Raw genomic sequence first — 12,468 nt, 5'->3', positions numbered from 1 at the left:
GCGTGACCGGACGCCGTGTCCCCGGAGGCGGTCAGCAGGGCCACCGGCCCTCGCCGGCCGGCGCCCGCCCGTACCGAGGGTCCGCGCGGCCGGGCGGCGGTGGGGACGGCCGGGGGAGCGGCGTGGGCGGCCGGGAAGTGGCGGAAGACACTCGTCCGTTTCTCCCGGGGCGGTCGATTCCCTCCGGGGCGTGCGGGTACTCCGTCGGCCTGACGTGACAGAACGAGGGAGGCCAGAACATGAGCGGATCGGGCGACCTGCCGGTGGTGCGCACACTCGACGAACTCGCCGACCTGGTCGAGCGGCACCAGGGCCTGTACGTGCGCTGGTCGCGGGGACCGGAGACCGATCTCACCCATGTGTCCAGCAAGGACGAGCTCACCGGCACGCCCATGCCGGGCCTGTCCGCCAACCCCCTCGACGTGGAGGAGTGGTGGGAGGACCGGTCCGTCCGGGTGTGGGTGGCCCGCCGGCTGCACGACTACGCCCATCTGCCGCACGACAAGGGACCGGGCGTCCGGCCCTGGGTGCTGACCGGCCGGGAGACCGGCCGCGGGCCCGACAACGAGCCGCTGGTGACCGACGTCCGGCCGCTGTGCTGGATCGGCTCCGAGGTCATCGAGGAGGCCCGGGCCGAGGTGGCCCGCCAGGAACGCCCCTGGGGGCCGCTGCGCCGCACCTGACGCTGAGCGGCCCCCAGGGGCGACGGAGGGAGAGGCCGTCCGCGGTCAGCCCGAGTTCCTGCGTGCCGCGACGCGCCGCTTGAGCGCACGTCGTTCGGTCTCGCTCGTCCCGCCCCAGACACCGATGGACTGCCCGGTGTCGAGGGCCCATTGCAGGCACTGCTCCCGGACCGGGCAGCGCCGGCAGACCGCCTTCGCCTGCTCGGTCTGCAGCAGGGCCGGGCCCGAGGTACCGACCGGGAAGAAGAGTTCGGGGTCCTCGTGGCGGCACTCGGCGCGCTTTCGCCAGTTGTCCATCAAAGTCACCTGCGATCGAAGTCGTACGTGCCTCGTACATGAGTTGCGTGGGTCGCTTGCTCACGAGTCACCTGTCATCGTGCGGATGAAACAGCCCCAATCCGCAAGAAGTCCCGCGAACGCTCCTCAAGCGGGCCGAGGGCGCACCCCGGCGGACACGGAACCGGCCCGTCGGCCGTCACTGCCGCAGGGCCCGGGACGCGGTCGTCGCCACCGCCTCCGCCACCAACGCCAGGGCCGGTGAGTCGAGCCGCCACTGCTGCCAGTACAGGGGGACGTCGACCGCCCGGTCCGGGGCGAGACCGACGAGCCGGCCGGTCCGCAGCAGCGGGTCCGCCTGGGCCTCGGGCACCATCCCCCAGCCCAGGCCGGCGGCGATCGCCTCGACGAACCCCTCCGGCGTGGGGACGAAATGCCGTACCTCACTCGCGCCGCCCCGGCCGCGCCGCAACCGGCGGACGAAGTCGTCCTGGAAGTCGTCCCGCCCGTCGAAGGCCACCACGGGCGCCTCGGCGAGCACGTCCCGCAGCGGTCCGTCCAGATGCCGCGCGGCGAACCCGGGCGCGGCCACGGGCAGGTACCGCATCCGGCCCAGCTCCCGCACCGAGCAGCCCGGCACGGGCTCCGGCGACGAGGTCACCGCGGCCATCACCGTTCCCTCCCGCAGCAGCGCCGCCGTGTGGTCCTCGTCCTCGCGGTGCAGTTCGAAACAGAGCTCCGGCTCGCGGGGGACGGCGGTCAGCGCTCCCAGGAACCAGGTCGCCAGCGAGTCGGCGTTCACCGCCACCGAGACGCGCACCGGTTCCCCGGCGCCACTCAGTCCCAGCTCGGCGTAGGCGTCCCGCTCCAGCCGGGCCAGCTGGCGGGCCAGCCGCACCAGCACCGCCCCGGACTCCGTCGGCCGCACCGGCTTGGTGCGCAGCAGCAGCACCCGGCCCGTGCGCTGCTCCAGCGCCTTCACCCGCTGGCTGACCGCGGACGGCGTCACGTGCAGCGCCGCGGCGGCCGCGTCGAACGTCCCCTCGTCCACCACCGCCAGCAGGGTCCGCACCTGCTCCAGCGGCAGCTCGGCCAATCCCTCCGTCTTCATGGCGGCTAATGATAGGTAAGAATCTTTAGCTGTACTCCCCACCATCCGTCCGCCTAGCGTCGACGGCATGACCAACTCCCTCGTCGCCGCGGTGGCCGGATTCGGCACCGGCCTGTCGCTCATCGTCGCCATCGGCGCACAGAACGCCTTCGTCCTGCGCCAGGGGGTGCGCCGCCACGCGGTCCTCACGGTGGTCGGCATCTGCGCCCTGTCCGACGCCGCGCTCATCGCCCTCGGCGTGGGCGGGGTGGGCGCGGTCGTGGTGGCCTGGCCGGGCGTGCTCACCGCGGTGGGCTGGATCGGCGGCGCGTTCCTGATCTGCTACGGGGTCCTGGCCGCCCGGCGGGTGCTGCGGCCCGGCGCGCTCACCGCCGACGGCGAGGCGGCGGGCTCGCGCCGCCGGGCCGTGCTGACCTGTCTGACGCTGACGTGGCTCAACCCGCACGTCTACCTCGACACCGTCTTCCTGCTCGGGTCCGTCGCCGCCGACCGGGGCCCGCTGCGCTGGACCTTCGGGTTCGGCGCGGCGTGCGCCAGCCTGTGCTGGTTCGCCGCGCTCGGGTTCGGCGCCCGCTTCCTCGGACGGTTCCTGGCCCGGCCCGCTGCCTGGCGCGTCCTGGACGCCCTGGTCGCCGCCGTCATGATCACCCTGGGCGTCACGCTCGTCGCCGGCGCCTGAGACGGGACCGGAGCCCGGGGCCGGAACCGGGGACCAGGTGCCTCCGGTTTCCTGCGATAGTGAACCGGACGGAAAGATGTAACGAGCATGTAGGAATCGCGTGGACACGAGCGACAGCAGTACCGCATCCGGGTCGCCGGCCCCCGCCGAGGCCGCCACCGAGGCCCCGGCCCGGCGGCGGTGGGCGATGGACACCCGCCCCCTGCGCCGCCCGGCCTATCGCCGGCTGTGGGTCTCCACCGCCGTCACGGCGGTCGGCAGCCAGCTCACCGCCGTCGCCGTGCCCAAACAGGTCTACGACATCACCGGCTCCTCGGCCTGGGTGGGCTCCGCGAGCCTCGCCGGCCTGGTGCCCCTGGTGGTCTTCGCCCTGTGGGGCGGGGCGGTCGCCGACGCCATGGACCGCCGCAGACTGCTGCTGATCACCAACACCGGCATAGCCGCCACCTCGCTGCTGTTCTGGCTGCAAGCGGTCACCGGGCTGGAGTCCGTGGCCGCCCTGATGCTGCTGCTGGCGCTCCAGCAGGCGTTCTGGGGCCTGAACGCGCCGGCCCGCAGCGCCTCCGTCGCCCGTCTGGTGCCTCAGGAGGAACTGCCCGCGGCCAACGCCCTCGGCTCCACCGTCATGCAGACCGGCCAGGTGATCGGCCCCCTGCTGGCCGGTGTCCTCATCCCCGCCGTCGGCCTGCCCGAGCTGTACCTCCTCGACGCCCTGGCCCTGTGCGTCACGGTGTGGGCGGTGCACCGGCTGCCGGCGCTGCCGCCCCTGTCCGGCGAGGGGACGCGCCGCGCCGGCCTGCGGGAGGTGCTGGCCGGCTTCCGCTACATCGCCGGGCACACCGTGCTGCTGCTGTCCTTCCTCGCCGACATCGTCGCCATGGTCCTCGGCATGCCCCGCGCCCTCTTCCCGCAGCTCGCCTCCCAGACGTACGCCTCCTACGGCGAAGGGCTCGCCCTCGGCCTGCTGTACGCCGCCATCCCCGTCGGCGCCGTACTCGGCGGGCTGTTCTCCGGCGCGTTCTCCCGGGCCCGCCGACACGGCTGGATGGTCATCGGCGCGGTCGTCGTCTGGGGCGCGGCCATCGCCGGCTCCGGGCTCGGCGGCAGCCTGTGGCTCACGGTGGCCTTCCTCGCCGTCGCGGGCGTCGCCGACATGGTCTCCATGGTGTTCCGCGGCGCGATCCTGCTGTCCGCGGCGACCGACGAGATGCGCGGCCGGATGCAGGGCGTCTTCACCGTCGTCGTCGCGGGCGGTCCGCGCCTGGCCGACGTCCTGCACGGCACCGCCGGTTCGGCCCTCGGCGCCCGCACCGCGGTCGCGGGCGGCGGGCTGCTCGTCGTCGCCGTGATGCTGGCCCTGGCCTTCGCCGTCCCGGCGCTGCGCCGCTACCGCGTCTGACGCCTCCGGCGCCTCACAGGGAGCCGCGCCGGTGCAGCGCGTACTGCTCCATGAGCTGGCCCCGGGTCGTCTCCAGCCGGTGGGCGAGGATCTCGGCGACGGACCGCACCAGCATCAGCCCGAGCCTGGGGTCCTCGTCGCACAGCGCGCGCACCGCGGCCGCGTCGAACTCGTAGGCCCGTACGGGGCTGAAGGCCTCGGCGCCGAAATCCCACAGGTACGGCGGGAACAGCCAGGACCAGCCGAGGAGGTCGCCGGCGCCCAGACTCGCCACCGTCATCCGTTGCAGGGACGAGACCCGCTGGGTGAGGGAGACCGCGCCGGAACGGATCACCCAGAAGCGATCGGCCGTGCCGCCCGGCTCGAAGATTCGGGCGTCCTCGGGGAAGGACACCTCCCGGGCGAGCTCCGTCAGGCGTGCGCGCTGCGGCGGTGGAAGGGCGGTGAGCAGTTTGATCGCTTTGGTCATGGCGCGGGGCTCCTCGCCGGCAGGGGCTGCTGCCCGGTGCTTTCCCTACGCCCATTTCAACGGCTGCGGACGCCCCGGGCACCTCGGCGGACGGCGGTTCGCGGCGAGCTCCGGAGCCGGGCGTGAAAAGGCCCTGGCTGGACGGGGGGAACCAGCCAGGGCCGTGAGAGGTGACGCCGGAGGGCTCTGCGGTCGACTCCGCCGCCACGTATTGATGAACGCTAAACCATTTGTGGCCGCGCCGCGAAATCGGGAGCCCCGCGCGTGACGTGTTTCACGCGGCCGCGGCCGCGCCCGGGCCGGCCTGGGGCCGCACTCTCGGCCGTCAGCCGTCAGCCGTCAGCCGTCAGCCGTCAGCCGTCAGCCGTCAGCCGTCAGCCGTCAGCCGTCAGCCGTCAGCCGTCAGCCGTCGGCCGTCAGCCGTCAGCCGTGCGCCGCCCCGGTGTCAGGACCTCGTCCAGCACCCGGACCACCGCCTCGTAGGCCACCGTCCGGACGGCCGCCTCACGGGCCGCCTCCGGGTCGGCCGACCTGAGTTCGTCGTGTCGCGCCCGCCACGTCCGCTCCTCCCTGGCCGCGCAGGCCCTCGCGCGTTGCATCCGCCGCAGCAGTTCGTCGGAGTCCACCACATCGGTCATGTCCTTGCGCCTACCCCGGCACGGCCCCGGAATGACCGCAGCTCCACGCGGACGCCCGCAGGTTTGGGGGTGCGCACAGAGGTCAGCCGGAGAACAGGACCCCGCCGCGCCCGGGCGGCGAACGGCGAACCGACGGCCCGGGCGGACGAACCCGTACCGGCGGGCACGCCCGTACGGCCGCCGCGGGTGCGGCCGGATCCGACATCTCTTCCCGTAGACCAGGGAGCTGACGGATGCGTGAGAGGCACATGACCGAACCCGCCATCGACCAGTACGGCACGGACCGGGCCCGGCAGCCACGGCCGGGCAAACCCGCCGAGGCGCGCCGGGCCGTGGAACGCGCCGTCGCCGAACGCTGCCGCGCCACCCGGACCCCGTGCGACGCGGACGCGCTGTCGGACGCCGTGCTCGTCGCCTCTGAACTGACCACCAACGCGATCCTGCACGGCGGCGGCCTCACGGACTTCCGGGTCGACGTCGACGGGCCGAGCGTCCGGTTGTCGGTGAGCGACCGCAGCGACGAACTGCCGGTCGTGAGGGAGCCGACCGACCCCCAGGGCCGCCGACGGCTCGGCGGCCGCGGCTGGCCGATCGTCTGCCGGCTGGCACGTGACGTACGGGTGTCCGACCTGCCTTCGGGCGGCAAGTGCATCACCGTGGTGGTTCCGCTGGCCTGAGGGGGCACGAGGGCTGTGCCCGAGCACTTCCTGGGGTCTTTTGCGAAAAGCGGAGTTTGTTCCACCGGGGTCAGGGCAGACGCAGTTTCGTGCTTCGGACCGGAGGCGCAGCAGCGGGAGCGGTGTGGCTGCCCCGGGCCCTCCAGCCATCGCGGACAGCCCTTCTTCCACCGCCTCCCGCGGCAAGTCCCTGAGACCACCGTTCAGGAGCGAATCCGCATGCTCATCGATACGCCGACCAGCCGTCCCGGTACGCCCGAGCCCGAGTCCGCGACCACCCCCGCCCGCCGGCGGCACGACGACGCCCCCGACACCGCCGCCCTCTTCGCCAAGCTGGCCTCCTTGGAGGACGGGCCCGAGCGCGACGCCGTCCGCGACGAACTCGTCACGGCCTGGCTGCCCATGGCCCACCGGATCGCCGGACGCTTCCGTGACCGCGGGGAGTCCGTCGAGGACCTGCGGCAGGTGGCGGCGCTGGGGCTCGTGAAGGCCATCGACCGCTTCGACCCGGAGCGGGGAGCCTTCGAGAGCTACGCCGTCCCCACCATCACCGGCGAGGTCAAGCGGCACTTCCGGGACCGGATGTGGGCCCTTCGGGTGCCCCGCCGCGTGCAGGAACTGCGCAACAAGGTGCGCGTGGCGCGCCGTGAACTCACCCAGAGCCCGGGCAGCCCCGAACCCTCGGTGGCGGACATCGCCGCCCACACGGGGCTGACGGAGGAAGAGGTCAGCGCCGGGATGGAGGCGCTGGAAAGCTTCAGCACGCTGTCGCTGGACGCCGAGCTGTCGGCCGGAGACGACGGCTACAGCCTCGCCGACACCCTCGGCGCGGCGGACTCCTCGTACGACGTCGTGATCGACCGTGAATCCGCCAAGGAGGGCCTGCGCCGCCTGCCCGAGAGGGAGCGGGCCATCCTCTACATGCGTTTCTTCGAGGACATGACGCAGAGCCGGATAGCGGACCGGCTCGGGATCTCCCAGATGCACGTCTCCCGCCTCATCAGCCGCAGCTGCGCCCGGGTGCGGGACGAGGCGATGGGGCAGCGGCCCGGCCGCAGGCCCGCGGACGGGCGGCCGACGGCCTGACCGCACGTCCGCGCCCTGGCGCGGACCCGCCGCCCGCCTCCTCCCACGGGTCGGCCCGCGACGGGGCGGCCCGTGCCGTGACAGGTACGGGTCTGGTCCCCGGGTCCCCGGGCCCCTCCCGCGGCACCCGGCCCCTGCGCGGCCCGCCGCCGCGCCGCCCCGCCCGCACCGGGATCCCCCGCGCGGCACCGCGTGCCGGGCCCGCGTGTGCGCCGCGCGAGCCGGGGCATCCGGACCTTCGGGTCCGGGAGGGGAGGAGCGACATGAACGGCATGAGGACGCGGTCCGCGGCGCGCACCGGCCGCAGCCGAGCCCGGCGCGCGGCGAACGGCTCGGTCGCGCAGGCAGCCGCGCGGGCGGGACTCGCCGCCCGGGGAGTGATCTACCTGCTGGTCGGTGTCCTGGCCCTGCGGATCGCCTTCGGCGACGGGCGGCGGCAGGCCGACCGCGGTGGCGCCCTCGCCGAGCTGGCGGACCGGCCCTTCGGAGCCGTCCTGCTGTGGGCGCTGGGCATCGGCCTGGTCGGCATGGCGCTGTGGCGGCTGTCCGAGGTGCTCTTCGGCGCCGTCGGCCCCGACGGGCGCAAGGCGAGGAAGCGGCTGGCGTCCGCGGCCCGCTGCGTCTTCTACGCCTTCGTCGCCTACTCGGTTCTGGCGTTCGCCGCGAGCCCCGGCGGCACGTCGGGCGGCGGCGCGGGCGGATCCAGCGACCGGCAGTCCCGCGATGTCACAGCCAGGGCGCTGGAGGCGCCCGGCGGGCAGTGGGCCGTGGGAGCGGCCGGCGCGGCGATCGTCGTCGCCGGGATGGTGATCGGCGTCCAGGCGCTGCGCCGCAGCTACCACAAGAAGCTGAAGCTCGGCGAACTGTCCCCCCGGGCCCGGCGCCTGGTGGACGTCACGGGCATCGGCGGGGGAGTGGCGCGCGGGCTGGTGTTCGCCGCGGCGGGCGCCTTCGCCGTGCGCGCTGCGGTCGACTACCGGCCGGACGAGGCCAAGGGCTTGGACGACACCCTGCGCTCCTTCGCCGGCACGCCCCTCGGCCCCTGGCTGCTGGCCTGCGTCGCGGCGGGCCTGGTCCTGTTCGGCGTCTTCTCCTTCGCGCTCGCCCGCTGGCGTCGCGTCTGAGGTGCGCGCCGCGGGGAACCCGGAGGGGATGAACGAACACGAGATCCCGCCGGACGGCCGTCCCGTGGACGTCTACCTCGACCTTCTGCGCATCCGGATGGACACCGAGGACTACCGGATGCTGCTCAGCGTCGTGGAGCCGGTCCTGCGGGCCATCGACGAACAGCAGCTGCCCACCATCGACTTCTCCCTGGACGGGGCGGGGACCGACGAGCTGCCCCAGGAGATCCGCGAGGAGGCCGCCCTGGTCATCGCCACCGCCGTCACCGGCCGCCTGGACAACGAGGTGGTCGAGATCACCACCGAGGAGACCGGCCCGGTCCGGGTCGTCACCGACGCCGCCACCGCCTCCGACCCCGACCGGCTCGGCGAGATCGCCGACTTCCTCAGGGACCGCCACCGCCAGAACGAGGAACTGCGCGGCATCGCCGAGGCCAGCGGCCTGCCCACCGACTTCTGATCCCACCGGCCCTTCACCCGCGGCCCCGGCCGCACCGTGTCACCGCTTCGGCGGTGCCACGGGCACGTCCAGGGGCCGGGCCAGGCCCACCACCGCCTCGTCCAGGCGCTCCAGGTGCCGCAGCACGCGGCCGGTGATACGGCCGTAGCGGGGCGTCCCGTCGGCGTCCGGCTCCAGCAGCGAGGCGATGCTCGGCCCGGTCTCCACCGCCGCCTCGGCGTGCTCGTCGGCCAGGCGCGCGGCGATCGCGCCGATGTTGCGCACGGTGCGCCGCACGGCCCCGCGCAGCCGCGGATCGGCCGCGATCGACGGGTGGGTCGGCAGCAGCTCCGCCGTCGCGGCCAGGGACCGGGCGTGGTAGGCGCAGGTCTCCAGGAGGGCCACCACATAGCGCGCGGTGTCGCGCCGGGAGCGCAGCGGCGTGATCGGATGGGTGAGCGGCTGCGTGGCCGCCCGCAGGTCGCCCAGCGCCTGGTCCAGGTCCCGGGCCCGGTCCAGGAGATCGGCCGCGGGACCGCCGCTGAGCTGGTCGACGGCGCCCTCGGTGACGTCGGTGAGCCGCTCCAGCACCGTGCCCAGCAGCTCGTTCGTCCGGCGGTCGGTGTTGATCGGCAGCACCAGCACCGCCGCGATCACCCCGCAGGCCACCCCGAGCGCCGTCTCCTCCACGCGCAGCAGCAGCACCGAGGCGCTGTAGGTGTGCAGCAGCGTGTACAGCAGCCCCACCATCGCCGTGACGAAGAACGACATCAGGGTGTACGACAGCGGCGCCGTGTAGAACATCGCGAAGATGAAGACCAGCACCAGCGCGAACGCCGTCCACGTGTGCTGCCCCACCAGCCCGGCCAGGGCGATGCCCGCCACCACCCCGAGCACGGTCCCCAACAGCCGGCGGTAGCCCTTGACGAGGATCTCGCCGGTGGAGGCGGTATTGAGGAAGACGATCCAGCAGGTGAGCACCGCCCAGTACCAGCGCTGCGCGGACAGCAGCTCACCGCCCGCGATCGCCAGCGACGAGCCGACGGCGACCTGAACCGCCGCCCGTGTGGTGGGCCGCCGCAGCCCGGTGGGCTCCTCGGCCGCGGTTTCCTCCCCGGCGTCGATGGCGGCGTCCTCGGCGTCCAGCTCCTCGCGGGAGCGGGCCGTCGCCGGACTGTCGTCCGAGTCGTCCGGCTCCCCGCCGAAGGCGATCCGCAGGCCCAGGACCGCGCGGGCGGTCTCGCCGACGGCGCGGAAGACGTCCTGGACGACGGGGGTGGCCGGCGGCAGGTTCTCCTCGTCGCGGTAGCCGAGCAGCCGGTTGCGCACGTGCGCCAGCGCCGTACCCGTGTGCTCGGCGGGCGGCCGCAGGACCAGCGCGCGCAGCGCCTCCAGGTCGCGCCGCAGCGTCGCCGTGGCCTCCTCCGGCGGGGCGGACCGGCGCATCGACGGGGCCGGAGCGCCCGGAAGGTGCATGGTCAGGGTGTCCGCCCGCTCGGCGCTGCGCGCGGTCAGCAGCAGCAGGCCGAGCCGCTCGGCGGCGATCTCGGCGTCCGCGACGCGGCGCTGCACCAGACGCGCCACCGCCTCGTCGGGCGTCCCCTCCTCCAGCCGGGCCTGGATCATCAGGGCCGTCTCGTGCAGTCGCGCGGTCCCGGCGCGTACGTCCCGAAGCACCTTGTCGATGTCGTCCGGCCCGGCGTCCACCAGCTCCAGCTGAGCCGTGAGCAGCTGGGCCAGCCGGGCGCGGAACGCCTGCCGCAGCCGCTGGAGGACGCCCGCGGGCGTCGCCGGCACGACGGCGAACCGCACCACGGCACTGCACGCGAACGCGACGGCAATGGCACCGCACACGCTCGGCAGCGCCGACACCTTCGCACCGACGAACAGGGACAGGAAGTAGACCTGGAAGCCGATCAGGCCGAGCGCGGTGCCGCGGTCGCCGAATCTGCGGGCGTAGACCGCGCAGAAGATCAGGACGACGAAGAAGGCGTCGCCGATGACGACCCGCTGGTTGAGCACGGCTCCCAGCGACACCGAGGCCAGTGCCACCGGCAGGCCGAGCGCGAGCGTGACGGCCTGCGCCCCGCGCTGCTTCTCCCGGATGGCGAAGGTGGCGACCATCGCCGCCATGGCCCCGGCCACCAGATGGGTGACGGGCGCCCGCAGCAGGGCGAGCACCGCCAGCGCGAGGGCGATGGCGCCCACCGTCCGCAGTCCGGCCGTCAGGCGCAGCAGTCCCGGGTCGGACGCGGCGATACGGTCCCGCAGACGTGTCCGGCCCGAGCGTCCCGCTGCCCTCACCCCGCTGTACTCTCTCCCGTTTCGCACGCGTCGCGTGCGCTTGTGGCCACGCGATCTTCCTTTTCAGGATCGCACGCCGCCGCCGGCGCCCCGGAGCCGGGTCACGACTCGACCCGGCCGGCACCCCCCACGTGCGCCCGCACCTGTTCCGGCGTCAGATACGCGTCGGTGAACTCGAAGTCCTTCAGCTTGGCGGGCTTGCGGGCCTGGAACCCGGTCCGCACGAAGTCGTCGCCCGCGACCGCGTTGAGCAGCCAGTTCGTCATCACCCGGGCCTTGGCGACGTTGGTGCGCAGCGCCGACCAGTGGTACCCGCGGGCGACGGCCTGGGCGGGCACGCCCCGCAGCTCGATGCCGAGCGGCTTGGACACGGCGTCCTTGCCACCCAGGTCGACGACGAGACCGAGGTCCTTGTGCACGTACGGCCGCATCGGCTGGTTGCGCAGGGTCGCGATGATGTTCTCGGCGACGTGCCGGCCCTGCCGCATCGCGTGCTGCGCGGTCGGCGGGCACACGGCGCCCTCCTGGCCCTTGGCGAGGTCGGGCACGGCGGCGGCGTCGCCCAGCGCGAACACCCCGTCGTGGTTCGGCAGGCACATGTCCGCGGTGACCGCCAGGCGCCCCTTGACCGTCTCCGCGCCCAGCGTGGCGATCAGGGGGCTCGCGACCACCCCGGCGGTCCAGATCAGCGTGCGCGTGGGCACCACCCGGCCGTCGGTGAAGGTGACCTCCGTCGGACCCGCCTTCTCGATGGAGACGCCCAGCGAGACCTCGATGCCGCGCCGGCGCAGGATCTCCTGCGCACTGCGCCCGAGTTTCTCGCCCAGCTCCGGCATGAGCTTGGGCGCGATGTCGATCAGATGCCACTTGATCAGGCCCGGGTCCAGCCGCGGGTACCGCTTGACGGCGGCGTGCGTCAGACGCTGCAGGCACGCCGCGGTCTCCGTCCCCGCGTAACCGCCGCCGACCACCACGAACTGCAGCCGGGACGCCCGCTCGGCCGGGTCCTGGCTGGCATCGGCCAGGTCGAGCTGGGAGATGACGTGGTCGCGGATGTACGCGGCCTCCGCGAGGGTCTTCATGCCGAAGGCGTGGTCGGTCAGACCGGGGATGTCGAAGGTCCGGGTGACGCTGCCCGGGGCCAGCACGATGTAGTCGTACGGCGCGTCGACGATCTGGTCGGTGATGGTGCGGATGACGCACACCTTCGCCTTCAGGTCCACACCGATGGCGCCGCCCGGGATGATCCGGGTGCGGTACTTCTGGCTGCGGCGCAGGGACAGGGCGATCGACTGGGGCGTCAGCACCCCGGAAGCGACCTGGGGCAGCAGCGGCAGATAGAGCTGGTAGGCGGACGGCGTCACCAGCGTGACGTCGGCCTCGTGGGGAGCGAGCTTCCTCTCCAGGCGGCGGACGCACTCCACACCGGCGAAACCTGCGCCAACCACCAGGATCCTGGGTCGTGTCACGGTGTTCATCCCTTCCTGCGGCTCCGGGCGGTCTGCCTCGAACGCCATTCGCCTGCCCCTGGATCGCCGTTTCGCACCTGTTGCGATCACACCGCGCCCGCGGCCGTCGCGCGA

13 protein-coding genes are annotated in these 12,468 nt (G+C 73.8%); 7 read left to right on the top strand and 6 right to left on the bottom strand.

All coding sequences use genetic code 11. The annotated features are described in order from the left end of the window. Nucleotides 1-239: 239 nt before the first annotated feature. Nucleotides 240-683, top strand: coding sequence for a DUF6098 family protein (locus tag ACSU6Z_RS01615; RefSeq protein WP_437042110.1), 444 nt, complete (start codon nt 240-242; stop codon nt 681-683). A gap of 45 nt (nt 684-728) precedes the next feature. On the opposite strand, the gene ACSU6Z_RS01610 is transcribed toward ACSU6Z_RS01615, so the two are convergent. Then, on the bottom strand, nt 729-980 hold the full coding sequence (locus ACSU6Z_RS01610; RefSeq protein ID WP_437022106.1) for a WhiB family transcriptional regulator: 252 nt from the start codon (nt 978-980) through the stop codon (nt 729-731). Nucleotides 981-1,158: 178 nt separating this feature from the next. Then, nucleotides 1,159-2,070 carry a LysR family transcriptional regulator ArgP gene (locus tag ACSU6Z_RS01605; RefSeq protein WP_437042108.1) on the bottom strand — a complete coding sequence of 304 codons (912 nt, stop codon included), beginning with the start codon at nt 2,068-2,070 and terminating at the stop codon, nt 1,159-1,161. 67 nt (nt 2,071-2,137) lie between these two features. Between ACSU6Z_RS01605 and ACSU6Z_RS01600 the strand changes: the two genes are divergently transcribed. Together ACSU6Z_RS01600 and ACSU6Z_RS01595 are read left to right on the top strand one after the other, a co-directional pair. Next, nucleotides 2,138-2,749 carry a LysE/ArgO family amino acid transporter gene (locus ACSU6Z_RS01600; protein WP_437042107.1) on the top strand — a complete coding sequence of 204 codons (612 nt, stop codon included), beginning with the start codon at nt 2,138-2,140 and terminating at the stop codon, nt 2,747-2,749. Between the two features lie 100 nt (nt 2,750-2,849). Continuing rightward, the gene (locus ACSU6Z_RS01595) at nt 2,850-4,148 is read left to right on the top strand and encodes an MFS transporter (protein WP_437042105.1); all 1,299 of its coding nucleotides are present in this window, start codon (nt 2,850-2,852) and stop codon (nt 4,146-4,148) included. Nucleotides 4,149-4,161: 13 nt separating this feature from the next. Here ACSU6Z_RS01595 and ACSU6Z_RS01590 read toward each other — a convergent pair whose 3' ends face one another. Further along, the gene (locus tag ACSU6Z_RS01590) at nt 4,162-4,617 is read right to left on the bottom strand and encodes a cyclic nucleotide-binding domain-containing protein (protein WP_437042104.1); all 456 of its coding nucleotides are present in this window, start codon (nt 4,615-4,617) and stop codon (nt 4,162-4,164) included. A gap of 416 nt (nt 4,618-5,033) precedes the next feature. Then, nucleotides 5,034-5,255, bottom strand: a complete 222-nt coding sequence (locus ACSU6Z_RS01585) for a hypothetical protein (protein ID WP_437022112.1) — start codon at nt 5,253-5,255, stop codon at nt 5,034-5,036. A 233-nt stretch (nt 5,256-5,488) separates the two neighbouring features. Between ACSU6Z_RS01585 and ACSU6Z_RS01580 the strand changes: the two genes are divergently transcribed. The 4 genes from ACSU6Z_RS01580 to ACSU6Z_RS01565 all read left to right on the top strand — a co-directional run bounded on the left by ACSU6Z_RS01580 (nt 5,489) and on the right by ACSU6Z_RS01565 (nt 8,602). After that, nucleotides 5,489-5,932, top strand: a complete 444-nt coding sequence (locus tag ACSU6Z_RS01580; RefSeq protein WP_437042102.1) for an ATP-binding protein — start codon at nt 5,489-5,491, stop codon at nt 5,930-5,932. A 219-nt stretch (nt 5,933-6,151) separates the two neighbouring features. Further along, entirely contained in the window at nt 6,152-7,018 is an 867-nt protein-coding gene (locus tag ACSU6Z_RS01575) for a SigB/SigF/SigG family RNA polymerase sigma factor (RefSeq protein ID WP_437042100.1), read from the top strand. A gap of 272 nt (nt 7,019-7,290) precedes the next feature. Then, nucleotides 7,291-8,142: a DUF1206 domain-containing protein gene (locus ACSU6Z_RS01570; RefSeq protein ID WP_437050142.1), complete on the top strand. Its 852-nt coding sequence runs from the start codon at nt 7,291-7,293 to the stop codon at nt 8,140-8,142. Between the two features lie 28 nt (nt 8,143-8,170). After that, nucleotides 8,171-8,602, top strand: coding sequence for a hypothetical protein (locus ACSU6Z_RS01565; RefSeq protein ID WP_437042098.1), 432 nt, complete (start codon nt 8,171-8,173; stop codon nt 8,600-8,602). Between the two features lie 39 nt (nt 8,603-8,641). On the opposite strand, the gene ACSU6Z_RS01560 is transcribed toward ACSU6Z_RS01565, so the two are convergent. Together ACSU6Z_RS01560 and ACSU6Z_RS01555 are read right to left on the bottom strand one after the other, a co-directional pair. Next, complete coding sequence (locus tag ACSU6Z_RS01560) at nt 8,642-10,885, bottom strand: FUSC family protein (protein ID WP_437042097.1); 2,244 nt, start codon at nt 10,883-10,885, stop codon at nt 8,642-8,644. Between the two features lie 101 nt (nt 10,886-10,986). After that, nucleotides 10,987-12,363: an NAD(P)/FAD-dependent oxidoreductase gene (locus tag ACSU6Z_RS01555; RefSeq protein WP_437042095.1), complete on the bottom strand. Its 1,377-nt coding sequence runs from the start codon at nt 12,361-12,363 to the stop codon at nt 10,987-10,989. Between the last annotated feature and the right edge of the window lie 105 nt (nt 12,364-12,468).

This window comes from Streptomyces sp. enrichment culture, assembly GCF_964273145.1.
GTDB lineage: Bacteria > Actinomycetota > Actinomycetes > Streptomycetales > Streptomycetaceae > Streptomyces.
Note: the sequence above shows the minus strand (reverse complement) of the source record. Positions and strands in the feature narration are given on the sequence as shown.